Source organism: Pectobacterium colocasium, assembly GCF_020181655.1.
Lineage (GTDB): Bacteria > Pseudomonadota > Gammaproteobacteria > Enterobacterales > Enterobacteriaceae > Pectobacterium > Pectobacterium colocasium.
In genome coordinates this window covers 2340821-2364530 of record NZ_CP084032.1, presented here as the reverse complement: position 1 = coordinate 2364530, position 23710 = coordinate 2340821, and the positions used below count along the sequence as shown (strand labels likewise).

General features: G+C 52.5%; 19 protein-coding genes and 5 pseudogenes. 10 read left to right on the top strand and 14 right to left on the bottom strand.

The window, feature by feature from the left end:
* Positions 1 to 110: 110 nt before the first annotated feature.
* The 4 genes from pabB to LCF41_RS10605 all read left to right on the top strand — a co-directional run bounded on the left by pabB (position 111) and on the right by LCF41_RS10605 (position 5079).
* Entirely contained in the window at positions 111 to 1553 is a 1443-nt protein-coding gene (gene pabB / locus LCF41_RS10620) for an aminodeoxychorismate synthase component 1 (protein WP_225088008.1), read from the top strand.
* On the top strand, positions 1550 to 2143 hold the full coding sequence (locus LCF41_RS10615) for a CoA pyrophosphatase (protein ID WP_225088007.1): 594 nt from the start codon (positions 1550 to 1552) through the stop codon (positions 2141 to 2143). Before pabB ends, LCF41_RS10615 begins: the two co-directional genes overlap by 4 nt.
* A gap of 395 nt (positions 2144 to 2538) precedes the next feature.
* The gene (gene sdaA, locus LCF41_RS10610) at positions 2539 to 3903 is read left to right on the top strand and encodes an L-serine ammonia-lyase (protein WP_225088006.1); all 1365 of its coding nucleotides are present in this window, start codon (positions 2539 to 2541) and stop codon (positions 3901 to 3903) included.
* A gap of 76 nt (positions 3904 to 3979) precedes the next feature.
* Positions 3980 to 5079 (top strand): IS3 family transposase gene (locus LCF41_RS10605; RefSeq protein WP_225088005.1). Its coding sequence is split into 2 segments (ribosomal slippage): positions 3980 to 4241 and positions 4241 to 5079, totalling 1101 coding nucleotides; the frame shifts between segments, so codons are not numbered across the junction.
* A gap of 95 nt (positions 5080 to 5174) precedes the next feature.
* Here LCF41_RS10605 and LCF41_RS10600 read toward each other — a convergent pair.
* Positions 5175 to 5573, bottom strand: a complete 399-nt coding sequence (locus LCF41_RS10600) for a barstar family protein (protein WP_225088004.1) — start codon at positions 5571 to 5573, stop codon at positions 5175 to 5177.
* A gap of 4 nt (positions 5574 to 5577) precedes the next feature.
* A pseudogene (locus LCF41_RS22270) lies at positions 5578 to 7767 on the bottom strand (VENN motif pre-toxin domain-containing protein); the annotation flags it as partial.
* 9 nt (positions 7768 to 7776) lie between these two features.
* On the opposite strand from LCF41_RS22270, the gene LCF41_RS10585 reads away from it, so the two are divergent.
* The gene (locus LCF41_RS10585; RefSeq protein ID WP_225088003.1) at positions 7777 to 8013 is read left to right on the top strand and encodes a SymE family type I addiction module toxin; all 237 of its coding nucleotides are present in this window, start codon (positions 7777 to 7779) and stop codon (positions 8011 to 8013) included.
* A gap of 48 nt (positions 8014 to 8061) precedes the next feature.
* Here LCF41_RS10585 and LCF41_RS10580 read toward each other — a convergent pair whose 3' ends face one another.
* The 4 genes and pseudogenes from LCF41_RS10580 to LCF41_RS10565 all read right to left on the bottom strand — a co-directional run.
* A complete protein-coding gene (locus tag LCF41_RS10580) occupies positions 8062 to 8463 on the bottom strand; it encodes a DUF6911 family protein (RefSeq protein ID WP_224558275.1) in 402 nt (133 codons plus the stop codon).
* On the bottom strand, positions 8463 to 10190 hold the full coding sequence (locus LCF41_RS10575) for a VENN motif pre-toxin domain-containing protein (protein WP_225088002.1): 1728 nt from the start codon (positions 10188 to 10190) through the stop codon (positions 8463 to 8465). Before LCF41_RS10575 ends, LCF41_RS10580 begins: the two co-directional genes overlap by 1 nt.
* A gap of 159 nt (positions 10191 to 10349) precedes the next feature.
* On the bottom strand, positions 10350 to 10610 hold the full coding sequence (locus LCF41_RS10570; RefSeq protein WP_225088001.1) for a hypothetical protein: 261 nt from the start codon (positions 10608 to 10610) through the stop codon (positions 10350 to 10352).
* A gap of 649 nt (positions 10611 to 11259) precedes the next feature.
* A pseudogene (locus LCF41_RS10565) lies at positions 11260 to 12693 on the bottom strand (hemagglutinin repeat-containing protein); the annotation flags it as partial.
* Positions 12694 to 12702: 9 nt separating this feature from the next.
* Between LCF41_RS10565 and LCF41_RS10560 the strand changes: the two are divergent.
* Positions 12703 to 12942 carry a SymE family type I addiction module toxin gene (locus tag LCF41_RS10560; protein WP_225088000.1) on the top strand — a complete coding sequence of 80 codons (240 nt, stop codon included), beginning with the start codon at positions 12703 to 12705 and terminating at the stop codon, positions 12940 to 12942.
* A 40-nt stretch (positions 12943 to 12982) separates the two neighbouring features.
* Here the strand turns inward: LCF41_RS10560 and LCF41_RS10555 are convergent, their stop codons facing one another.
* Positions 12983 to 13480, bottom strand: coding sequence for a hypothetical protein (locus LCF41_RS10555; protein WP_225087999.1), 498 nt, complete (start codon positions 13478 to 13480; stop codon positions 12983 to 12985).
* Positions 13477 to 15840, bottom strand: a pseudogene (locus LCF41_RS22265) (hemagglutinin repeat-containing protein); the annotation flags it as partial. The gene LCF41_RS10555 and the pseudogene LCF41_RS22265, both read right to left, overlap by 4 nt.
* A gap of 9 nt (positions 15841 to 15849) precedes the next feature.
* On the opposite strand from LCF41_RS22265, the gene LCF41_RS10545 reads away from it, so the two are divergent.
* Positions 15850 to 16104, top strand: coding sequence for a SymE family type I addiction module toxin (locus LCF41_RS10545; RefSeq protein WP_225087998.1), 255 nt, complete (start codon positions 15850 to 15852; stop codon positions 16102 to 16104).
* 76 nt (positions 16105 to 16180) lie between these two features.
* Here LCF41_RS10545 and LCF41_RS10540 read toward each other — a convergent pair whose 3' ends face one another.
* Together LCF41_RS10540 and LCF41_RS10535 are read right to left on the bottom strand one after the other, a co-directional pair.
* Positions 16181 to 16555: a hypothetical protein gene (locus LCF41_RS10540; RefSeq protein WP_103860613.1), complete on the bottom strand. Its 375-nt coding sequence runs from the start codon at positions 16553 to 16555 to the stop codon at positions 16181 to 16183.
* Positions 16555 to 18681: pseudogene (locus LCF41_RS10535) on the bottom strand (hemagglutinin repeat-containing protein); the annotation flags it as partial. The pseudogene LCF41_RS10535 and the gene LCF41_RS10540, both read right to left, overlap by 1 nt.
* A 9-nt stretch (positions 18682 to 18690) precedes the next feature.
* On the opposite strand from LCF41_RS10535, the gene LCF41_RS10530 reads away from it, so the two are divergent.
* Positions 18691 to 18927, top strand: a complete 237-nt coding sequence (locus LCF41_RS10530) for a SymE family type I addiction module toxin (RefSeq protein WP_225087997.1) — start codon at positions 18691 to 18693, stop codon at positions 18925 to 18927.
* Positions 18928 to 18969: 42 nt separating this feature from the next.
* Here the strand turns inward: LCF41_RS10530 and LCF41_RS10525 are convergent, their stop codons facing one another.
* Both LCF41_RS10525 and LCF41_RS10520 read right to left on the bottom strand, forming a co-directional pair.
* Positions 18970 to 19260, bottom strand: coding sequence for a barstar family protein (locus LCF41_RS10525; protein ID WP_225087996.1), 291 nt, complete (start codon positions 19258 to 19260; stop codon positions 18970 to 18972).
* 2 nt (positions 19261 to 19262) lie between these two features.
* Positions 19263 to 20867 (bottom strand): VENN motif pre-toxin domain-containing protein, encoded by a 1605-nt coding sequence (locus tag LCF41_RS10520; RefSeq protein ID WP_225087995.1) that lies wholly within the window; start codon positions 20865 to 20867, stop codon positions 19263 to 19265.
* Positions 20868 to 20874: 7 nt separating this feature from the next.
* Between LCF41_RS10520 and LCF41_RS22345 the strand changes: the two are divergent.
* A pseudogene (locus LCF41_RS22345) lies at positions 20875 to 20934 on the top strand (hypothetical protein); the annotation flags it as partial.
* Between the two features lie 96 nt (positions 20935 to 21030).
* Here the strand turns inward: LCF41_RS22345 and LCF41_RS10510 are convergent.
* Both LCF41_RS10510 and LCF41_RS10500 read right to left on the bottom strand, forming a co-directional pair.
* Positions 21031 to 21378: a hypothetical protein gene (locus LCF41_RS10510; RefSeq protein ID WP_225087994.1), complete on the bottom strand. Its 348-nt coding sequence runs from the start codon at positions 21376 to 21378 to the stop codon at positions 21031 to 21033.
* A gap of 3 nt (positions 21379 to 21381) precedes the next feature.
* Entirely contained in the window at positions 21382 to 23487 is a 2106-nt protein-coding gene (locus tag LCF41_RS10500) for a VENN motif pre-toxin domain-containing protein (RefSeq protein WP_431191562.1), read from the bottom strand.
* A 62-nt stretch (positions 23488 to 23549) separates the two neighbouring features.
* On the opposite strand from LCF41_RS10500, the gene LCF41_RS22340 reads away from it, so the two are divergent.
* Positions 23550 to 23687, top strand: coding sequence for a SymE family type I addiction module toxin (locus LCF41_RS22340; RefSeq protein WP_347880991.1), 138 nt, complete (start codon positions 23550 to 23552; stop codon positions 23685 to 23687).
* The last annotated feature ends 23 nt before the right edge of the window (positions 23688 to 23710 follow it).

Genomic DNA, 23710 nt, shown 5'->3' with positions numbered 1-23710 from the left:
ATCGCATGCCCGCTTCGGCATACACCAGCATTTCTGCTTTGTGGTACGCTGTGGGCAGGAAAATCGACGCGCTATCAACATAGCAATACTGTAGACACAACACGAAAAACATGACTGCCGCCAATACGCCCCACGTCACCAACACCAGCGATTCGTCCACTGCGACGGGCTCCGCCGTTATCCATCACGCGCTGCCTTACTACCCGACCGTGCTGCTCGATCGCTTCGCGCCCTTTTCTCAACAACCGTGGGCGATGTTGCTGCATTCCGGGTTTGCCGATCATCCGCACAATCGCTTCGATATCATGGTCGCTGACCCGCGAGTTACGCTGTCTACGCGGGGAAACAGAACAGCAATCACACATGACGGCGTAACGAAAACCGTAGAAGGCGATCCCTTTACCCTGCTGCAAGAGCAGCTTGATACGTTAGCGTTACCCACAGAAGCCCACCCTGATTTTCCCTTTCAGGGTGGCGCACTGGGTTTGTTCGGCTATGACTTGGGACGTCAGATAGAAGCGCTGCCCGTGCAGGCTGAACGGGACATCGACCTGCCGGATATGGCAGTCGGTTTATACGATTGGGCACTGGTTGCCGATCACCAGCGACAGACGTTAACGCTGATCGTACATCATTCCCTCCAGACGCGGCTCGACTGGTTAGCCACGCCGCCCGTTAGCGCCTCGCAAGCCGATTTCAGGCTCACCAGCAGCTGGCTGCCGAATATGTCGCGCGAGGCGTACGGCGAAAAATTCCGCAAAATACAGGACTACCTTCTGGCGGGAGACTGTTATCAGGTTAACCTGGCACAGCGTTTTTCTGCGGCTTACGATGGTGATGAATGGCAGGCATTTTTACGACTGTCAGCAGGCAATAAGGCGCCCTTTTCCGCCTTCCTGCACCTGCCGGAAAATACCGTCATCAGCGTATCACCGGAACGTTTCCTCTGGCTGGAAGATAGCCGTATTCAAACGCGTCCAATTAAAGGCACCCTGCCACGTCTCGCTGACCCAGAGGCTGATAAACAGCAGGCGGCAAGGCTCGCACGCTCAGAGAAAGATCGCTCGGAAAACCTGATGATTGTCGATCTGCTGCGTAACGACATCGGCCGCGTCGCAGTGCCGGGCAGCGTCCACGTGCCGGAGCTGTTTGTCGTCGAACCGTTTCCCGCAGTACACCATCTGGTCAGTACGATTGAAGCACAGCTACCGGATAATTGCCCCGCCACCGCACTGCTGCGCGCCTGTTTCCCCGGTGGCTCGATTACTGGCGCCCCCAAAATCCGCGCCATGCAGATCATTGAAGAGCTGGAGCCTCAACGCCGTAATGCTTACTGCGGCAGCGTCGGTTATATCAGCCTGTGTGGCACGATGGACACCAATATCACCATCAGGACATTATTAACCGAACGCGGCAGAATTTACTGCTGGGCGGGCGGCGGCATCGTTGCTGACAGTCAGGAACAGGCGGAATATCAGGAAACGTTTGATAAAGTGGGCCGTATCCTTCCCCTGCTGTCCGGTTCCCAGACAATTCAGGTACCGAATAAATGAGTGAGATCGTCTTGCCACCAACGGCTTTTGCGCTGAACGACTTTATTACGCGCTTTCAGTTACAGCTTCCGCCATCATTGCGGCCTGTGCACCAGCAGCGTCAGGCCGCGGTTCTGGTGCCGATTATTTGCCATCCTACGCCAACACTCTTGTTGACTCGACGCTCTGCCGATCTGCGTAAGCATGCCGGGCAAGTGGCATTCCCCGGCGGGGCGGCAGACAAAGAGGATCGTTCGCTCATCGAAACGGCGCTGCGTGAAGCGCAGGAAGAAGTGGCTATCCCGCCAGAAAACGTTCAGGTATTGGGCGTATTACCGCCGTTGGACAGCGTCAGCGGCTTTCAGGTCACGCCGGTTATCGGGCTCATCGCCGCCCAGACCCGGTTCCATCCTAATGAAGACGAAGTCGCCGAGTTGTTTGAAATGCCGTTGGACGAGGCTTTCGCGCTAACGCGTTATTACCCGCTGGATATCGAGCGCAAGCAGCAGCGCTACCGGGTTTACCTCTCCTGGTATCAGCAGCAGTTTGTCTGGGGGCTCACGGCCGCCATCATCCACCAGCTCGCCTTACAGATTTCCGACAGGCCCTAAACTCAAGGCCGCATTCAGCGGCTTTGGGTTTTCTACTTCTTTTCCTTCACTAAATATCCCTAACTTAAAAGCGGACTTCCCGTTCACAAATCATTCAGAGATAGATTTTACAATGACTTAGCACCTATTTGAGATAAGTTAAATTGTGCAGTGCCATAAGTTTATTTCATGCGAAAAAGAAAGCCACACGACATATTCCACACTACAATAGCGCGATTTGACGAGTTTTATTCTAATCTTTGGGTATATATCCACCAAAATTCAGGTCATGTCTCGCCAGAACCGAAAACACCAGATAATTCGCAGCATAACTATCTGATTGTGGTGAAGGAACCGGACACGGACGATCGGAAAATAGAGGGTGGATACCGCCCTAAGTCTTTGAGGAGTTTCGCGTGATAAGCGTTTTCGACATGTTTAAGATCGGTATTGGCCCCTCTAGCTCTCATACGGTTGGACCGATGAAAGCCGGTAAGCAATTTGTCGATGAATTGATCAACCAGGATTTACTGACCGCGACGACGCGTATTGCCGTTGATGTGTATGGCTCGTTGTCGCTAACGGGTAAAGGTCACCACACCGACATCGCCATCATTATGGGTCTGGCGGGCAACATGCCGGATACGGTTGATATTGATGCCATCCCCGGCTTTATCCGCGATGTTGAGCAACGCGAACGCCTGCTGCTGGCTAATGGGCAGCATGAAGTCGATTTCCCACGCGAAGGCGGCATGGTTTTCCGCAGTGAAAATCTGCCATTACACGAAAACGGCATGACCATCACCGCCTTTGCCAGCAATAAAGAAATTTATAGCAAAACCTATTACTCCATCGGCGGTGGTTTTATCGTTGATGAAGAGCATTTTGGCAAAGACAGCGCTGCTGACGTCTCCGTTCCCTATACGTTCAATTCCGCCAAAGAGATGCTGGAGCACTGTAAACAGAGTGGCCTGTCGCTTTCTGGGATGGTGATGCGTAACGAGCTGGCGCTGCACAGCCGTCAGGATATTGACGCGTACTTTGCCGATATCTGGCAGACGATGCGTGCCTGTATCGATCGCGGTATGAACACCGAAGGCGTGTTGCCGGGCCCGCTGCGCGTACCACGTCGGGCATCTGCGCTACGTCGTATGCTAGTGTCTTCCGATAAGCTCTCCAACGACCCGATGAACGTGGTGGACTGGGTTAATATGTTCGCGCTGGCGGTAAATGAAGAAAACGCCGCAGGTGGCCGAGTGGTGACTGCGCCAACCAACGGCGCGTGCGGCATCGTCCCTGCCGTTCTCGCTTATTACGACCACTTTATCGAACCGGTTAGCCCGACCATTTATATCCGTTATTTCCTCGCGGCAGGCGCGGTTGGCATTCTGTATAAAATGAACGCTTCCATCTCCGGTGCCGAAGTCGGCTGTCAGGGTGAAGTCGGCGTGGCCTGCTCAATGGCCGCCGCTGGATTGGCAGAGTTGATGGGCGCGAGCCCGGAACAGGTTTGCGTCGCCGCCGAAATCGGCATGGAACACAATCTGGGCTTAACCTGCGATCCGGTTGCGGGTCAGGTTCAGGTTCCGTGCATCGAACGTAATGCCATAGCTTCCGTCAAGGCGATTAACGCCGCTCGCATGGCAACCCGCCGCACCAGCGAACCTCGCGTTTCGTTGGATAAGGTGATTGAAACCATGTACGAAACGGGTAAAGACATGAACGCCAAATACCGCGAAACTTCACGAGGCGGGCTGGCGATCAAAGTACAGTGTGATTGATCTCTTCCCTTTGTTCAGTACCGGCGTAAAGTAGAGTTTTCGGCCTTTCTTCTCCGTCAAAAAGAGGTCATCCGGCATGAAAAAGACACGTTATACCGAAGAGCAGATTGCATTTGCCCTGAAGCAGGCCGAAACCGGCACACGGGTGGAGGAAGTCTGCAGAAAGATGGGGATTTCTGAAGCCACGTTTTACAACTGGAAGAAGAAATTTGGCGGCATGGGCGTGACGGAACTGCGCCGCCTGCGCCAGTTGGAGGAAGAGAACCACCGCCTGAAGCGGCTGGTCGCCGACCTCAGCCTGGACAAGGAGATGCTGCAGGACGTCATCCGAAAAAAGTTCTGAGACCGGTGCAGAAGCGCGAAGCGGTGGAGTATCTGCTGGCGGCATACCGCATCGGGGTTCGCAGGGGATGCCGGCTGATGATGCAGAGCCGGACGGTCTACCACTACCGCAGCTGCCGCGATGACCTGGCCATCACCCGGAGGATACGCGAAATAGCGGAAACCCGGATACGCTATGGCTGCCAGCGGATCCATATCCTGCTGCGGCGCGAGGGCTGGCTGGTTAACCACAAGAAAACCCACCGGATTTACTGCCTGGAAGGGCTGAACCTGCGGGCAAAACGCCCGCGGCGGCACGTGACGGCCAGGCGCAGGCGTGCCCGCCCGGCCGTCACCGCTGTGGATCAGTGCTGGAGCATGGATTTTGTTGCTGATAATCTGTTCAACGGGCGGCGGATACGCGCTCTGACTGTAGTGGATAATTTTAGTCGTGAATGCGTAGCGATCGAGGTGGGTCAGGGGCTTCGTGGCGACGATGTGGTCGCGGTGATGGAACGGATCAGGCAGACACAGCAGCGGGTTCCGCAGAGGCTGCAGACGGATAACGGCAGCGAGTTTATCTCGAAAAGTCTGGATAAATGGGCGTATGAACACGGTGTCACGATGGACTTCTCCCGGCCCGGAAAGCCCACGGATAACGCGCTTGTGGAGTCATTTAACGGCAGCCTGCGTGACGAATGCCTGAACGTGCACTGGTTCCTGTCCCTGGCCGATGCTCAGACGAAGATCGAGCACTGGCGACAGGAATACAATCAGTACCGGCCACATTCTTCGTTAAATAACCAGACTCCGGCAGAATTTGTTCGAAGTCTGCAAAAAGGCCCGGATCTCTGATTTATCTTGGCACCGATATTGGGAGGAGATCAATACAAAAATTCCTTCTCCTGTACTTTCCATTAAAATTTATTTTTAAAACAAAAAAATAACATTTAATTTTTCACAATAATATTGTAAATCCGCACTCTATCTTTTTCATCAAATACAACTTCCAATTGATGAAGTTCATCTCCATTCCAATCAATAACAGCATCCCTAAGTATTTCAAGATAGATCTTCAATTCAAAATCAGGAATGTTAGGCAATGAATCATGTTCGATAACTATTTTAGTGTAACTAATCCATTCAAAATCACGAAGACAATCATATAATGAATTCCAATTGAAACCAAAATATCCAGGAAACCATAACAAATAATACATTGATTTTAAAAGTTCATCTGCACTTGAAATCAATGGATCAAGCCTTACAAAAAAAACCTCTCCTGTGTCATATGACACGGAGGGGGACTTGAATTTAAAAAATGACTCTACATCATTATCAGTCATCATCGCATTACCTTATTTTTATAAATGTTTTATAGTGGTCATTCGTATAATACGCTTCACCGCTCTGTCCAACAATAATTCTTTGAGGCCCAGGCCCAGATATATTCGGGGTAGGATGAACATACTCTTTATAGTACCCAATAGGTTGTGAAGGAAGCCCTATTTTACCTGTTCCCCTGTCTGGCAGGTTTTTGAAAACAGTGCCATCATTTCTATGTGGGTATGATCCACCGTTAGCAATACGATCTAAAGTGGGTTTTAAATCAACTGTCCCACTAAAAGTTTGTCCAGTCTTAATATCTTTTACTGTCACTCCTTCAATGAATCTAACCGGATTTTTAACAGAACTTTCCGAAGTTTTACCACCTTTACCCATTCCACCAGTAACAGCCCCCAGAATAGCTCCTGCAAGAATTTCCGACTGCTGTTTATCAATTCCATATCGGCTTTGCAACCCTTGAGCGAACTCGGTACCTGATACGACACCTTCCGCCTCCATCTGCTGCGCCCAGAATGAAGAGATATCATTCTTCATCTGTGATGGAACATCAGCATCAAACAAGCGATCCAGAGCTTCGCGAACCAGCATTCCGTTAGCTGGAATATCACCATATTTCTCTTTACAAGCCGAAGCATCAGAAGCACAAACCGCAATCATTTCTTTCTGTTGATTGAGGCTCAAGTCCTCCATTTCTTTCACGATCTGCTTACAATCACCGCGAGCTTCACAACCCTTAGCCCTCGCCGCAAAATCTTCTATCTGATCGGCACTCAGATAGTTATTCTCCACCGCATTACGCCCGGACTGCGCGCCGCTGGCGGCGGAGGCCGTGCTGTTGCTCGCCAGACCGGATATCAGCCCGGAGGCCAGCGTGGAAAGCGCGCTGACCGACTGCTTTTCTTCTTCCGTCAGGTCGTTTGCCGTCTTGCCCGGGTATTGCTCCGCCATGATGGCGCGGGCAGCCAGTTCACCGCTGGAGGCACCGATGGCCCCCGCCGCCGCATCCTGACCCGACAGTTGCGCGACCACCGCCCCCACCACCGCATGCGCCATCGCGTTCGCCGCGATATCCGACGCCGTGATTTTGCTTTCATCCTTCGGTAGCGTGACGTCCTTCACCAGCTGTGCCAGATACGGTGACGCCCCGCTGGCAATCGCTTTCTGGATGTCCCCGCCCGCCAGCGCCTGAATCGCCGCCGTCGCCGCCTGTGCCGCGCGCTGGAAGTCGCTGCCCGTGCCGTATTTCTGCATCTCGGCTTTGTAGGTCGGCGATTCCGTCAGCGCCTTTTTATAGACTTCCCATTCCTGCGCCGAATCACCGTCCTGCGGGCGTTTGACAGTGGCATCGCCTTTAGCTTCCGCGGCTTTCTGCGCTTTCAGCTCGCCTTCCGTGCGCACGATATCCATCACCTGCGCGCCAATCTCACCAATCAGCTGCGCCTGTTTCAGGCGTTTCTGCTCTTTCTCTTTGTTAAAGATCGGGCTGAGCGCGTTGTTCGCGTGCTCAACGTCACGGCTCAGCGTAGTGATATCCTGCACCTGCTTCGCCGTATCCCGCAACAACAACGTGCCGTCGCTCACTGCCGCATAGGTGGTGCTGGACGCATTGCCGCGGCTCCCCAGCGACATCAGCGCCGACGGCACGTTCATCGCCAGCGTCGAGAGCAGGCTGCCGCTCATCGAGGGACTGGCACTGAGGCCGATACCACTGTGCTCCACCTTGAATTCGGCTTTGTTGCTGAGCCCGCTCCAGCCCAGCGTCCCCGTGTCCAGCCGGTTTTTCTCGGCGCTGGCAGTAGAGCCAATGACCGCAGCGTCAAGCTGGGTATGTTCACCGGTCTGTATACCAAAGCCGTCTTTACCCGCAAAGAGCCCGGTCTGCTGCTGCACGCTGTCATAATTGCTGTGCATCCTGTCTTTGCTGAGGCTGATATAGCCGCTGCCACCTCCGCCGCCCCAGGTAAAGCTGCCGCCCGCCGAGCCGCTCACCTGTCTGGAATCATAACGCTCGCTGTCCTGCTGACTTTGCAGCAGCAGATTGCGTCCGGCATCGACATCAATGCGCTCGCCGTTTACCTGCGCGCCAGTCAGCCGCGTGTCGCGCTCGCTTTTCAGCGTGACGTGGTTACCCGCATCCACCGTGGTTTCTGACCAACTGTTGCCCGTCCCGGTTTCGCGTCCTTTCGCCGCATTGAGGTAGTTGCTATGGCTAAGCAGCATCATAAGTCAGAACCCGACACACCCCAAGCATTACGACACCTGAAGGTCGGCTATGTCAGCCGTCGCCACGCAGACCGCAATGATATGACGCGCTATTACAGCCGCAGCCCCAGCCTGCACCTTACCGGCAACTGGCTCGAAGCTGCGGGATTTGGGACAGATACCCCGGTGATTGTCACCGTTGAACAGGGGCAACTGCTGATACGTATTGTGACTGAATGACAGGCAACAAAAATCCCGGCCTTTTTGAGAGGCCGGGATTTTAAAAAGTTAACCTAATAATTCCCTACTAACATCACCAGTTTCATAAAACTCTTTAAACGCTTCTATAACCTGAGAAAATTCTTTAACTGTTGATACTTCTGAATATGATTCGCCAAGTATTGATATAAAACCCCTAGACTCAGATTGATTATAAAACGTTCTGACATCTACATCATCATCCATACTTGTTTCAAGTAATATCATGTAAATTCCACTATCAGAATATAATGTCATTTTATAAGGGCTATGGTTATCCTCTTGATCATTATCAAGAACCAATATTCCGTTGTGGTTTTTCAACACACCTAGATAATTCATTATTTGAACTACTGATGGCTGTACTATTAAAGGTAGTTGCACACGCCTACCATAGTCTAAATAATATCCGCCCAGCTCAAAATTTATCATTACCTATTGATTTCCTTTATTGATTTCATGCCAGATTCCCATACATAAGTTTTAGGTAACCCTGTTTTATCATCAACGGCATTTATCGTGACCGATTTTGCCCCAGAAGCTTGAGCTGCGGCGGCTATATCGCCTCTGCAATAACTACAAACGTCTTTGCCCGCTACATTAATAGTCAGATTAGCATTTTGAGTTTTACCTGCATTATAAGCTTGTTGTATAACACCTATTTCAGCATGAGCATTAGCCATACTACTGTTTGGTAGAGGTAAGTTGTTTGTTTTTCCCTTATCTATCAAGCTTTGTTCTTTCGAAGCTATTCTGTCTGCTATCAGTGTAGGTTCATTTTTATTTGCCTGCTCTGCCGGTCTTGCCGTTTGATTTGTATCTTTAAATTTTTGACCATTTGCTTCCAGTTCTGCTGTCACTGTAGGCTTTATTCCTACATTTTCTTTCACTGTGGAATTTTTGTCAGTTAAAGAACCTTCAACCGCTTTTCCGGAACCAATACCGGCAATACCACCAATGATATACATCGTGCCAAGCTGATAACCCACAGCCGATTTCGCGGCTTCTTCGGTCATACCAGTGCGCATATACGCAGCCACCATACCGTTAAAAAGCTCCTGCGTCTGTATCGCTTCTGCACTGGTGCCACTCAGCAACTGCTGTATCTGCTGATAACCTTTTTGTGCTTCCTTCGGATTCTGGTAACTCAGATTCTGATAGGTATCCTGTTTCTCCAACGCATCCTGACGCGCTGCGGTACAGGCATCTGCGCTACCCCCCATACAGGCATCAATCAGTGCTTTACTGGTTTCCGCATCCTTACGGTTCAGCGCATCACGCTCTTTCTGTTCCTCCGGTGTGAGACTCTGTTTGTGGTTCAGCTCTGTCTGGCGGCTCTTCTCCGTGCTGCTCAGATAGTTATTCTCCACCGCATTACGCCCGGACTGTGCGCCGCTGGCGGCGGTGGCCGTGCCGTTGCTCGCCAGACCAGACAAGAGCCCGGAGGCCAGCGTGGAAAGCGCGCTGACCGACTGCTTTTCCTCTTCCGTCAGGTCATTTGCCGTCTTGCCCGGGTATTGCTCCGCCATAATCGCACGGGCAGCCAGTTCACCGCTGGAGGCACCGATGGCCCCCGCCGCCGCATCCTGACCCGACAGTTGGGCGACCACCGCCCCCACCACCGCATGCGCCATCGCGTTCGCCGCGATATCCGACGCCGTGATTTTGCTTTCATCCTTCGGTAGCGTGACATCTTTCACCAGTTGCGCCAGATACGGTGATGCCCCGCTGGCAATCGCTTTCTGAATGTCCCCGCCCGCCAGCGCCTGAATCGCCGCCGTGGCCGCCTGTGCCGCGCGCTGGAAATCACTGCCCGTGCCGTATTTCTGCATCTCGGCTTTGTAGGTCGGCGATTCCGTCAGCGCCTTTTTATAGACTTCCCATTCCTGCGCCGAATCACCGTCCTGCGGACGTTTGACGGTGGCGTCGCCCTTGGCTTCCGCGGCTTTCTGCGCCTTCAGCTCGCCTTCCGTGCGCACGATATCCATCACCTGCGCGCCGATTTCACCAATCAGCTGCGCCTGTTTCAGGCGTTTTTGCTCTTTCTCTTTGTTAAAGATCGGGCTGAGCGCGTTGTTCGCATGTTCAACGTCACGGCTCAGCGTGGTGATATCCTGCACCTGTTTCGCCGTATCCCGCAACAGCAGACTGCAAGCCATCTAGAAGTTTGCTGGAAGCTGGAAGGGTCAACATGGATACCCCCTCTAGTAATCCCCATCGGCACTGCAACCTACTGATCCACATTGTGGCTGGCTGAATGACATACAAAAAATCCCGACCTGTTTTAGGCACCGGGATTGCTGTTTTGCTAATTTGAACTATGGATCAGTATGCTTTGATTTACGGGCTTTGCGTTCATCTATTTTGGCAAAAATCCATGACCTAAAGGCCGCAGCTGTTCCTGCAATAACGCTGGTAACTAAAATATGTTTAAGATCTGATTGTTCAATACTCACGTTATGGTTAATGACGAATTTTGCAGTTACTAAAGCGAGAGAAAAAAATATTAAACAACAGAAAACCATGTATGTAATGCTTAGAAACAGCAAAATTACAGTAGGTTTATTTTTTCTTTTCATTAACCTCATCCTTGACTGCATTACTGATAAATTCTCCGCCTATCGCACCGATAATATCACCTACAGGGGCCGAACCAGAACCTAAAACAGGATCAAATAAAGGCGGAGCGATTAAACCAACTGCTGTACCAAACGCCCAACCCGCACTTGTGCCAGACAGAGCTCCTTTATCCAGTCCATCAGTAAATATGGCTCCTCCTTGCGCGATGCCTAAGTTAGCCCACACTCCACGCCCTGGAGCTAACGCCCCTGTAATTCCCGCAGAAATACTCCCCTTATAATCCCAAGTTTTTTGCTGATATACAGGCAGACTCTGGTTCTTCTCACTGTTAATATCGAACCACTGATAGGTACCGTTTGCAATTTCCCCGATTATCGCCCCACCAACAACTTTAGCCACTGACGCCGCCGGCCCCAGATACCACGCACCTGCAATCAACACACCATTCGTATATCCATTCACGATAGCTTTCGAGATATCCTGCCCTTCCGGCATGACACCCGTCACTAACCTGTGCATCGCATACTGCCGTTCTTCTTCTGTTATCGGATTAAGAACATTACCGTTTTCATCCGTCAGGTTGGTATTGGTGTACAACGACGTTGCCGACTGCCCAAAATCTCTTAGCCCCTGTGGCGTGCTCTTTGAGTCAAAACCAAAAAGATTATTCTCCACCGCATTACGCCCGGACTGTGCGCCGCTGGCGGCGGTGGCCGTGCTGTTGCTCGCCAGACCGGATATCAGCCCGGAGGCCAGCGTGGAAAGCGCGCTGACCGACTGCTTTTCCTCTTCCGTCAGGTCGTTTGCCGTCTTGCCCGGGTATTGCTCCGCCATGATGGCGCGGGCGGCCAGTTCACCGCTGGAGGCACCGATGGCCCCCGCCGCTGCATCCTGACCCGACAGTTGCGCGACCACCGCCCCCACCACCGCGTGCGCCATTGCGTTCGCCGCGATATCCGACGCCGTGATTTTGCTTTCATCCTTCGGTAGCGTGACATCCTTCACCAGCTGTGCCAGATACGGTGATGCACCGCTGGCAATCGCTTTCTGGATGTCCCCGCCCGCCAGTGCCTGAATCGCCGCAGTGGCTGCCTGTGCCGCACGCTGGAAGTCGCTGCCCGTGCCGTATTTCTGCATCTCGGCCTTGTAGGTCGGCGATTCCGTCAGCGCCTTTTTATAGACTTCCCATTCCTGCGCCGAATCACCGTCCTGCGGACGTTTGACTTTGGCATCACCTTTAGCTTCCGCCGCTTTCTGCGCCTTCAGCTCGCCTTCCGTGCGCACGATATCCATCATCTGCGCGCCAATCTCACCAATCAGCTGCGCCTGTTTCAGGCGTTTCTGCTCTTTCTCTTTGTTAAAGATCGGGCTGAGCGCGTTGTTCGCGTGCTCAACGTCACGACTCAGCGTAGTGATATCCTGCACCTGCTTCGCCGTATCCCGCAACAACAACGTGCCGTCACTCACCGCCGCATAGGTGGTGCTGGACGCATTGCCGCGGCTACCCAGCGCCATCAGCGCCGACGGCACATTCATCGCCAGCGTCGAGAGCAGGCTGCCGTTCAGGGACGGGCTGGCGCTGAACCCGGCGCCGCTGTGCTCCACCTTGAACTCGGCTTTGTTGCTGAGCCCGCTCCAGCCCAGCGTCCCCGTGTCCAGCCGGTTTTTATCGGCGCTGGCAGTAGAGCCAATGACCGCAGCGTCAAGCTGGGTATGCTCACCGGTCTTTATACCAAAGCCGTCTTTGCCCGCAAAGAGCCCGGTCTGCTGCTGCACGCTGTCATAATTGCTGTGCATCCTGTCTTTGCTGAGGCTGATATAGCCGCTGCCACCTCCGCCGCCCCAGGTAAAGCTGCCGCCCGCCGACCCGCTAACCTGTCTGGAATCATAACGCTCGCTGTCCTGCTGACTTTGCAGCAGCAGGTTACGCCCGGCATCAACATCAATGCGCTCGCCGTTTACCTGCGCGCCAGTCAGTCGCGTATCACGTTCGCTTTTCAGCGTGACGTGGTTACCCGCATCCACCGTGGTTTCTGACCAGCTGTTGCCCGTCCCGGTTTCCCGCCCTTTCGCCGCATTGAGGTAGTTACTATGGCTAAGCAGCATCATAAGTCAGAACCCGCCACACCCCAAGCATTACGACACCTGAAGGTCGGCTATGTCAGCCGTCGCCACGCCGACCGCAACGATATAACGCGCTATTACAGCCGCAGCCCCAGCCTGCACCTTACCGGCCACTGGCTGGAAGCCGCAGGATTTGGGACGGATACGCCGGTGACTGTCACCGTTGAGCACGGGCGGCTGGTGATTGAGACTGAGCTACGGTTATGACCGATAAATACAACGATCCCGGCGCGGGGCCGGGATTGTTCTAATTATTCAACGAGTAAGATTTTAAAAAATCGTTGTACGTTTCATGAAGATGATAAAATTTCGCATCAGGATCATCTTTCAATTCCTCATATCTTGCCATTAGCTTTTTGAATAAACCATCTGGTACAGGATAAGGATCTGTCTCATTCTTTGCGCAGTAAAAATAGAATAGAGCCTCTTTCAGTAACGGAACTGATAAAGCTTTACTATTTTCAAGCAAAAATGAAAAAGAATATTGCCAATCACTCTCTGACAATAGTAAATACGATAAACAAGTTGATCTCAGGAAGTCATTATATAATATTTCTGACTCCAAGATTAGCTTGCAAAAAACGAGCCCTTCATGTTGATTAGCTAAATAAAGAGCATTGAGATAATCAAATGCATCTTTCGCAGGATCTTCGGGCGAAAGCTCATTAACATAACCATATGTTAGGTAACTGTTTAGTCCATCAAATAGCTCTTTGAGTTCTGGTTTATTTGGACTCATCATCATTTGAATGCTCCCGTATTAACAGTTGAAAGTCTTTTTGTGCCATCAGGTAATATTGTCCATGTAGCATAAACCCTTACGCTACCGTTAGGCCCTGAGACAACAACAGATGTTTGTCTGCTTGAAGGTGTAGCACTCTGTGCTGAGTCCAATAACTTATCCATTATCATGTTGTTATTTGCCGATGTATTAGATATACCTGCATTATTGAGAACACGATCCATATCACGCGATCTTTCTATATTATGAATTTGGTCCGATAGTTGCTTTAGTTTAACTGCATTACTTGGATCTTTTGCAAATTCTTTTTGGCTACTAATTTTTGCATCTTTTAACAAATTATATTCTTTTTGCAAAGACTCAAGATCACCAGATGCTTTACCACGCATATACAGTTCAATCTTATCGACGGGTATTGTTGCATCACCTTTTACAGCAGTGATGTGATTTTTCCCATTAGCATCAGGAAGTTTTTTGACTTCAAAATTATTAGTAGCGGTGTTTTTTGCTGCCTGATTTTCTCCTTGTAAAATATCATCAAGTGCGGATTTTTCCGCTTTTGCAGTTGCAGACACCTCCTGCGATTTCGCTTTTCCTGCTCCTGACGATATTCTGTCAGTAATCCCGAAGATAACCGCAACCAGCCCAGCCTTTGCAAGATTATCCTTATGCAATTGGGTATCATTGGCTACCGGTTCAAGCTGAGATATTGAGTAAGCTACCAGTGACCGACATTCCGCACTGCAATCCGGTGACGCCATCAGCGCTTTCAGCTTTTCCAGTTCGGCTTTCTGGTCATTGACCGAAATTCCGGTTGCCTGAGCCTGGGCCTGCTGCTCGGCATCCTTTTGCTTCAGTTCTTCACGGAGCTTTTCTTTTTCCTCTTCTGTCTTAGCTTTAGCGTACTTCTCAAGGAACGTCGTGATATCGGAACTACTGAGGAAGTTATTCTCCACCGCATTACGCCCGGACTGTGCGCCGCTGGCGGCGGTGGCAGTGCTGTTGCTCGCCAGACCAGACAAGAGCCCGGAGGCCAGCGTGGAAAGCGCGCTGACCGACTGCTTTTCCGCTTCCGTCAGGTCGTTTGCCGTCTTGCCCGGGTATTGCTCCGCCATGATGGCGCGGGCAGCCAGTTCACCGCTGGAGGCACCGATGGCCCCCGCGGCTGCATCCTGACCCGACAGCTGGGCGACCACCGCCCCCACCACTGCGTGCGCCATCGCGTTGGCCGCGATATCCGACGCCGTGATTTTGCTTTCATCCTTCGGTAGCGTGACATCTTTCACCAGTTGCGCCAGGTACGGCGACGCCCCGCTGGCTATCGCTTTCTGGATGTCCCCGCCCGCCAGCGCCTGAATTGCCGCCGTGGCCGCCTGTGCCGCGCGCTGGAAGTCGCTGCCCGTGCCGTATTTCTGCATCTCGGCCTTGTAGGTCGGCGATTCCGTCAGCGCCTTTTTATAGACTTCCCATTCCTGCGCCGAATCACCGTCCTGCGGACGTTTGACTTTGGCGTCGCCCTTAGCTTCCACGGCTTTCTGCGCCTTCAGCTCGCCTTCCGTGCGCACGATATCCATCATCTGCGCGCCGATTTCACCAATCAGTTGCGCCTGTTTCAGGCGTTTCTGCTCTTTCTCTTTGTTAAAGATCGGGCTGAGCGCGTTGTTCGCGTGCTCAACGTCACGGCTCAGCGTGGTGATATCCTGCACCTGCTTCGCCGTGTCCCGCAACAACAATGTGCCGTCGCTCACTGCCGCATAGGTGGTGCTGGACGCATTGCCGCGGCTCCCCAGCGACATCAGCGCCGACGGCACGTTCATCGCCAGCGTCGACAGCATACTGCCGTTCAGGGACGGGCTGGCACTGAACCCGGCGCCGCTGTGCTCCACCTTGAACTCGGCTTTGTTGCTGAGCCCGCTCCAGCCCAGCGTCCCCGTGTCCAGCCGATTTTTCTCGGCGCTGGCGGTGGAGCCAATGACCGCGGCGTCAAGCTGGGTGTGCTCACCGGTCTTTATACCAAAGCCGTCTTTACCCGCAAAGAGCCCGGTCTGCTGCTGCACGCTGTCATAATTGCTGTGCATCTTGTCTTTGCTGAGGCTGATATAGCCACTGCCACCTCCGCCGCCCCAGGTAAAGCTGCCGCCCGCCGACCCGCTAACCTGTTTAGAATCATAACGCTCGCTGTCCTGCTGACTTTGCAGCAGCAGGTTACGTCCGGCATCAACATCAATGCGCTTGCCGTTCACCTGCGCGCCAGTCAGCCGCGTGTCGCGCTCGCTTTTCAGCGTGACGTGGTTACCCGCATCCACCGTGGTTTCTGACCAGCTGTTGCCCGTGCCGGTTTCCCGCCCTTTCGCCGCATTGAGGTAGTTACTATGGCTAAGCAGCATCATAAGTCAGAACCCGCCACACCCCAAGCATTACGACACCTGAAGGTCGGCTATGTCAGCCGTCGCCACGCAGACCGCAATGATATGACGCGCTATTACAGCCGCAGCCCCAGCCCCAGCCCCAGCCCCAGCCTGCACCTTACCGGCAACTGGCTGGAAGCTGCGGGATTTGGGACCGATACCCCGGTGATTGTCACCGTTGGACAGGGGCAACTGCTGATCCGTATTGTGACTGAATGACAGACAGGCAAAAAAAACCGGCCTTTTTAGGGGCCGGGATTTTTACGATTACTTTTATTGAGTCAGGTAAATTCTATTACTGCCCAAAATTTTTCCACGATAGCGCGTGCTTTTTTGATTCAGTATGGAGACAACTTTCAACTTCTTTCCACACAGACTCATTTTCATCGGTGGCTGTAACTAAAGATTCAATAAGACCAGTTGCTACCGCCGTTGCCAAATCATCATTATCTGACACTATTCCGGTTTCGATGTGCTGGAAAAAAATTGATTTATCTGACTGCTCTAATGAGGCTAATTGGCTCACTAGCGCTTTACCTACTAGCGAAAATAATAAAATTGTCGGCGGAGGATCTGGGTACCAATATTCGACACTCTTATTTACTTCATTTTTTATATATTCCGACTTCTGAGTAAAGATACTCAGATACTCATTAACATACTTATCCATCACTTCTTACCCTTAAGAGCATTTTGCATATCTTTCAGAACGTTTTCCGCCGCAGCTCTATCACTTGAAGAGGCTTGAGGATTTTTATTCAACCAATCTTGAAGAGCCTTGGAGTATGTTTGCGCTTTTTCAACATGCCCCCTTCCGCCAACTTTTTCGCCCGTAGCTAATTCATAGCGAACAGCATCCGCAGTACTTCCACTACCAACTTTGGCATTTGGCCTATATAAATCATTGATTATGTTTTTAAGATTATCATCCTTAACATTGGGCTTTTCCATTGATGCACGTAACGAATCCACATATTGTTCATACTGTGATCTGCTTTTAGGGTCTGATGAAGAATCATTATTACGGGCATTCTCTTCATCCTGAGGTTCCCAACCGCCCGGTGTACCTGATCCTGAACCGCCAAGTTCAGCTTTCTGCTCGTTAGTCAGAGCCTTACCGAGATTCGGATTAGAAGCATTGTCAGAACCGTACTTATCCTGAAGCGAGTTCAGATACTTCACGGTGATCTCATCATTACCCATCATGTTCAGTCTGATGAGATGATCCAGCTCTTCCGACGAGAGATTGTCCGCGATTTCCTTCGCTACAACACCGGTAATGCCCGCTTTCACGCCGAGTTCAAGTAACTTTTCAGCAACCTTGGTTCGGCATGGTGCCGCTATCGCACACCCTTCAACCAGCGCTTTGCCGAAGAAGTTATTCTCAACCGCATTACGCCCGGACTGTGCGCCGCTGGTGGCGGAGGCCGTGCTGTTGCTCGCCAGACCGGATATCAGCCCGGAGGCCAGCGTGGAAAGCGCGCTGACCGACTGCTTTTCTTCTTCCGTCAGGTCGTTTGCCGTCTTGCCCGGGTATTGCTCCGCCATGATGGCGCGGGCAGCCAGTTCACCGCTGGAGGCACCGATGGCCCCCGCGGCTGCATCCTGACCCGACAGCTGGGCGACCACCGCCCCCACCACCGCATGCGCCATCGCATTGGCTGCGATATCCGATGCCGTGATTTTGCTTTCATCCTTCGGTAGCGTGACGTCTTTCACCAGTTGCGCCAGATACGGTGACGCCCCGCTGGCTATCGCTTTCTGGATGTCCCCGCCCGCCAGTGCCTGAATCGCCGCCGTGGCCGCCTGTGCCGCACGCTGGAAGTCGCTGCCCGTGCCGTATTTCTGCATCTCGGCCTTGTAGGTCGGCGATTCCGTCAGCGCCTTTTTATAGACTTCCCATTCCTGCGCCGAATCACCGTCCTGCGGACGTTTGACGGTGGCATCGCCCTTGGCCTCCGCGGCTTTCTGCGCTTTCAGCTCGCCTTCCGTGCGCACGATATCCATCACCTGCGCGCCGATTTCACCAATCAGCTGCGCCTGTTTCAGGCGTTTCTGCTCTTTCTCTTTGTTAAAGATCGGGCTGAGCGCGTTGTTCGCATGTTCAACGTCACGGCTCAGCGTGGTGATATCCTGCACCTGTTTCGCCGTGTCCCGCAACAACAACGTGCCGTCGCTCACCGCCGCATAGGTGGTGCTGGACGCATTGCCGCGGCTCCCCAGCGACATCAGCGCCGACGGCACGTTCATCGCCAGCGTCGACAGCATACTGCCGTTCAGGGACGGGCTGGCACTGAACCCGGCGCCGCTGTGCTCCACCTTGAATTCGGCTTTGTTGCTGAGCCCGCTCCAGCCCAGCGTCCCCGTGTCCAGCCGGTTTTTCTCGGCGCTGGCAGTGGAGCCAATGACCGCAGCGTCAAGCTGGGTATGTTCACCGGTCTGTATACCAAAGCCGTCTTTACCCGCAAAGAGCCCGGTCTGCTGCTGCACGCTGTCATAATTGCTGTGCATCCTGTCTTTGCTGAGGCTGATATAGCCGCTGCCACCTCCGCTGCCCCAGGTAAAGCTGCCGCCCGCCGAGCCGCTCACCTGTCTGGAATCATAACGCTCGCTGTCCTGCTGACTTTGCAGCAGCAGATTGCGTCCGGCATCGACATCAATGCGCTCGCCGTTTACCTGCGCGCCAGTCAGCCGCGTGTCGCGCTCGCTTTTCAGCGTGACGTGGTTACCCGCATCCACCGTGGTTTCTGACCAGCTGTTGCCCGTGCCGGTTTCCCGCCCTTTCGCCGCATTGAGGTAGTTACTATGGCTAAGCAGCATCATAAGTCAGAACCCGACACACCCCAAGCATTACGACACCTGAAGGTCGGCTATGTCAGCCGTCGTCACGCCGACCGCAACGATATGACGCGCTATTACAGTCGCAGCCCCAGCCTGCACCTTACCGGCAACTGGCTGGAAGCCGCAGGATTTGGCACGGATACGGCGGTAACAGTGAGTGTTGAGCACGGTCAGTTGCTGATACGCATTGTGGCTGAATGACAGGCAAAAAAATCCCGGCCTTTTTAAGGGCCGGAATTTTTTTTACTTTAGGATATAGTCAAATTTCTCATCCCAATTAAACCGAATGTCTTGTTGCTTTGTCTGTTCGAAGATTTGGACAATTTTATTAAAGCAATCACCAAGACAACTTTTTGAATAACCAGAGTTTATCCAAATTATTTTTACTGGACGTTCTACATCATTGCTTAAACGATCCCTAAGGGCATCTAAATTTCGCCCATAATAAGGGCCAAAATCTAATAAATCAGACATAGCCTTATGGAAGTCAGGCTCGGTTTCGATACTTGCACCATCTAAAATTATTTCATTCATATTTACTTCCATTTACCTATTGAGGTCGCCGTCTCGTAGTGATCTGTTGTGATATAGAGCAACCCATCATTTGAATATAATAATCTTGTCCCCGGCTGGTTACTTCTCGACATAGTATTTTTTAATCCTATATCTGCTTCCTGCCACACCCTACCCGGTACAGAAGGTAATAAATTATTTGAGTTTTCAAAGATGTCTCCCCCTAACTGACTATCAGGATTCGTATTATTTAAGGCTTTTCCAGGCTTCCACCCGTTAGCCCTGGCTTGTGCTTTATTTACGTAATTTTGAGGCAATTGCCCTGTACTACGTAAACTTTCCACAACCTCATTGGCTGCTTCAGTTGTTTTTAAGTCCATTTTCAAGCCAGCATAACTAGCAGCATTGTTAGCATTTCTTGCTGCATTAGCTGCCACAGCTTCAGCCTTAGCCACCGTTGCTTCTGCAACAGTTTTACCAACCCCGATAGCTCCAGCAGCCCCGACACCTCCCGGTGTAACAGCTTCCGCTACCTGCAATCCGGCATTGTTCAGACAAATCGTCGGCGCTGCCTTACATCCTTCCAGTGCCGCTTTTGCCAACGCTGCAATTTCTGGGGTTGCGCCCACAATCATTGCACCACCGGCAACGCCAGCTACACCGGCTGATACTACGAGATTGCCTTCAGCGATCCCTTTCGCAATCTCTGCCTTACAGGCAGTACCGCATTCGTCGTTTTTGCCGAACCAGAACCCAAATGCTGTTCCGGCATCTGCCCCCAAAGCGTTATTCTCCACCGCATTACGCCCGGACTGCGCGCCGCTGGCGGCGGAGGCCGTGCTGTTGCTCGCCAGACCGGATATCAGCCCGGAGGCCAGCGTGGAAAGCGCGCTGACCGACTGCTTTTCCTCTTCCGTCAGGTCGTTTGCCGTCTTGCCCGGGTATTGCTCCGCCATAATCGCACGGGCAGCCAGTTCACCGCTGGAGGCACCGATGGCCCCCGCGGCTGCATCCTGACCCGACAACTGGGCAACTACAGCCCCCACCACTGCGTGCGCCATCGCGTTGGCCGCGATATCCGACGCCGTGATTTTGCTTTCATCCTTCGGTAGCGTGACGTCTTTCACCAGTTGCGCCAGATACGGTGATGCACCGCTGGCTATCGCTTTCTGGATGTCCCCGCCCGCCAGGGCCTGAATCGCCGCCGTCGCCGCCTGTGCCGCGCGCTGGAAGTCGCTGCCCGTGCCGTATTTCTGCATCTCGGCTTTGTAGGTCGGCGATTCCGTCAGCGCCTTTTTATAGACTTCCCATTCCTGCGCCGAATCACCGTCCTGCGGACGTTTGACGGTGGCATCGCCCTTGGCCTCCGCGGCTTTCTGCGCTTTCAGCTCGCCTTCCGTGCGCACGATATCCATCACCTGCGCGCCGATTTCACCAATCAGCTGCGCCTGTTTCAGGCGTTTCTGCTCTTTCTCTTTGTTAAAGATCGGGCTGAGCGCGTTGTTCGCATGCTCAACGTCACGGCTCAGCGTGGCGATGTCCTGCACCTGCTTCGCCGTATCCCACAACAATAGGCTGCCGTCGTTTACCGCTGCATAGAAGTGGCTCGAAGACCTCGGTTTTAACACCGGACAGCCTGTTATCGTCACCGTTGAGCGCGGTAAACTGGTGATTGAGACGGAACTGCGGTTCTGACAGGCACATGTAAAAATCCCAGCACCAAGGCCGGTTTTTTTAATTCAACATAGTCAATCAAGAAACCTGCATACAGAACTATTTATAACATCCGAATTACTTATCCAACATGTTAGGATCGTACAAAGATGAGGCCTGCATTTTGGGCTTGATTTCTTCATGCCAAGCCTTAAAAATCCAATCTTGTGGACGATTATTTATCACAGGATTGGCCTTAAGATCGATTTCTATTGCTTTTTCTATCTGTTCATAGCAACACATATATTCTCTTGAGGATAACTTTGTAAAGTCAAGCAACTGAAAATAATCGAATACTTCATAAACCTTCTCCATTACCTCCATACTGACATCACTAATATATGGCCGTAGATAATCCGCAATAATATCTATCGCAGATGAGCCCAAAGACACCGTTTCGCCTTTAAAACACAATCCTCCTGCCATGAATTACCTCATAATAACAATCTGATTTTTTTGACTTTCTGGCAAAGCATTCAAATATTCTAAGATTCTCTGCTGATTTGCTGGAGTAAGATTTCTAAAGTCTAAGGGAACTATATCTGCTTTTTCCAGATGCTGATGTAATGTTTTTACATTATTATCCCAATTGTTATTAAAAAACTTATTCATCCCTTCAATTTCTTTCTCTGAGCCTTTTGCTGTTGTAAACATAAAGTCAACAGTTTTCCCTTTGTTTGGTCCGCTGGAAAATACAAAATCGGCACCACTGGCATCAGGATCAACACGTTCCAATTTCCCGCCCATAGTATTTTGCAATTCGGTGGCGGCTGAACCTTCTGCAAGCTTGTTCTTGCCAGCGTGAGGATCAAATTTCAATCGGTTTACTTCGTCAAGGTTAACAGCGGCTCCTGTATGAGCTACTGAGCCAGCAATTTCATCACTAGCCTTATTGAGCAGCTTAGACGCTTCAGCAACATCCCCTTTCTTCAGCGCCACTTCTGCTGCTTTAATCGCTTTACCCGCAGCATCACCTGCAATCGGAATTAATCCAACCATTGCTGCCAGATAATCAATAGCACTCTGCGCTTCCGCAAAGCCTTTAATGTCGCCAACAACCGGCACAAAGTCTAAACCAAAACTAGTAGCACCTTTCAGCAACTCATCCCGATGCTCACTTATCTTCGCCGAACACACTTCCGCACTTAACCCTGAACAATTCTGCGCCTTGAATTCTTCAACAGCAGCAATGAGTTGTTTCTGCGCGTTCTGATACTTCTCTTCCTGCGATATACCGGATACTTTATTCTCAATGATGTCGCTCAGCGCGTTATTCTCAACCGCATTACGCCCGGACTGTGCGCCGCTGGTGGCGGAGGCCGTGCTGTTGCTTGCCAGACCGGATATCAGCACGGCGGCCAGCGTGGAAAGCGCACTGACGGATTGCTTTTCTTCTTCCGTCAGGTCGCTCGCCGTCTTGCCGGGGTATTGCTCCGCCATGATGGCACGGGCAGCCAGTTCACCGCTGGAGGCACCGATGGCCCCCGCCGCCGCATCCTGACCCGACAGTTGCGCGACCACCGCCCCCACCACCGCGTGCGCCATCGCGTTCGCCGCGATATCCGACGCCGTGATTTTGCTTTCATCCTTCGGTAGCGTGACATCCTTCACCAGCTGTGCCAGATACGGTGACGCCCCGCTGGCAATCGCTTTCTGAATATCCCCGCCCGCCAGGGCCTGAATCGCCGCCGTCGCCGCCTGTGCCGCGCGCTGGAAGTCGCTGCCCGTGCCGTATTTCTGCATCTCGGCCTTGTAGGTCGGTGACTCCGTCAGCGCCTTTTTATAGACTTCCCATTCCTGCGCCGAATCACCGTCCTGCGGACGTTTGACGGTGGCATCGCCTTTAGCCTCCGCGGCTTTCTGCGCCTTCAGCTCGCCTTCCGTGCGCACGATATCCATCACCTGCGCGCCGATTTCACCAATCAGCTGCGCCTGTTTCAGGCGTTTCTGCTCTTTCTCTTTGTTAAAGATCGGGCTGAGCGCGTTGTTCGCGTGCTCAACGTCACGGCTCAGCGTGCTGATATCCTGCACCTGCTTCGCCGTGTCCCGCAACAACAACGTGCCGTCGCTCACCGCCGCATAGGTGGTGCTGGCGGCATTGCCGCTGTTACCCAGCGCCATCAGCGCCGACGGCACGTTCATCGCCAGCGTCGAGAGCAGGCTGCCGCTCATCGAGGGACTGGCACTGAGGCCAATGCCGCTGTGCTCCACCTTGAATTCGGCTTTATTATCTAACCCGCTCCAGCCCAGCGTCCCCGTGTCCAGCCGGTTTTTCTCGGCGCTGGCAGTAGAGCCAATGACCGCAGCGTCAAGCTGGGTATGTTCACCGGTCTTTATACCAAAGCCGTCTTTACCCGCAAAGAGCCCGGTCTGCTGCTGCACGCTGTCATAATTGCTGTGCATCCTGTCTTTGCTGAGGCTGATATAGCCGCTGCCACCTCCGCCGCCCCAGGTAAAGCTGCCGCCCGCCGACCCGCTAACCTGTCTGGAATCATAACGCTCGCTGTCCTGCTGACTTGATCTTACCCGCCACACCCCAAGCATTACGACACCTGAAGGTCGGCTATGTCAGCCGTAGCCATGCAGATCGCAACGATATGACGCGCTATTACAGTCGCAGCCCCAGCCTGCACCTTACCGGCAACTGGCTGGAAGCCGCAGGATTTGGGACGGATACGGCGGTAACAGTGAGTGTTGAGCAGGGTCAGTTGCTGATACGCATTGTGACTGAATGACAGACAAAAAATCCGGCCTGTTT

Coding starts and splice junctions, on each gene's coding strand:
- LCF41_RS10600 (WP_225088004.1), bottom strand. CDS start 5,573: ATGATGACTGATAATGATGTAGAGTCATTTTTTAAATTCAAGTCCCCC.
- LCF41_RS10585 (WP_225088003.1), top strand. CDS start 7,777: ATGGCTAAGCAGCATCATAAGTCAGAACCCGACACACCCCAAGCATTA.
- LCF41_RS10540 (WP_103860613.1), bottom strand. CDS start 16,555: ATGGATAAGTATGTTAATGAGTATCTGAGTATCTTTACTCAGAAGTCG.
- LCF41_RS10575 (WP_225088002.1), bottom strand. CDS start 10,190: ATGGCTTGCAGTCTGCTGTTGCGGGATACGGCGAAACAGGTGCAGGAT.
- LCF41_RS10525 (WP_225087996.1), bottom strand. CDS start 19,260: ATGAATGAAATAATTTTAGATGGTGCAAGTATCGAAACCGAGCCTGAC.
- LCF41_RS10615 (WP_225088007.1), top strand. CDS start 1,550: ATGAGTGAGATCGTCTTGCCACCAACGGCTTTTGCGCTGAACGACTTT.
- LCF41_RS10510 (WP_225087994.1), bottom strand. CDS start 21,378: ATGGCAGGAGGATTGTGTTTTAAAGGCGAAACGGTGTCTTTGGGCTCA.
- LCF41_RS10530 (WP_225087997.1), top strand. CDS start 18,691: ATGGCTAAGCAGCATCATAAGTCAGAACCCGACACACCCCAAGCATTA.
- LCF41_RS10545 (WP_225087998.1), top strand. CDS start 15,850: ATGGCTAAGCAGCATCATAAGTCAGAACCCGCCACACCCCAAGCATTA.
- LCF41_RS10580 (WP_224558275.1), bottom strand. CDS start 8,463: ATGATAAATTTTGAGCTGGGCGGATATTATTTAGACTATGGTAGGCGT.
- LCF41_RS10555 (WP_225087999.1), bottom strand. CDS start 13,480: ATGATGATGAGTCCAAATAAACCAGAACTCAAAGAGCTATTTGATGGA.
- LCF41_RS22340 (WP_347880991.1), top strand. CDS start 23,550: ATGACGCGCTATTACAGTCGCAGCCCCAGCCTGCACCTTACCGGCAAC.
- pabB (WP_225088008.1), top strand. CDS start 111: ATGACTGCCGCCAATACGCCCCACGTCACCAACACCAGCGATTCGTCC.
- LCF41_RS10560 (WP_225088000.1), top strand. CDS start 12,703: ATGGCTAAGCAGCATCATAAGTCAGAACCCGCCACACCCCAAGCATTA.
- LCF41_RS10570 (WP_225088001.1), bottom strand. CDS start 10,610: ATGAAAAGAAAAAATAAACCTACTGTAATTTTGCTGTTTCTAAGCATT.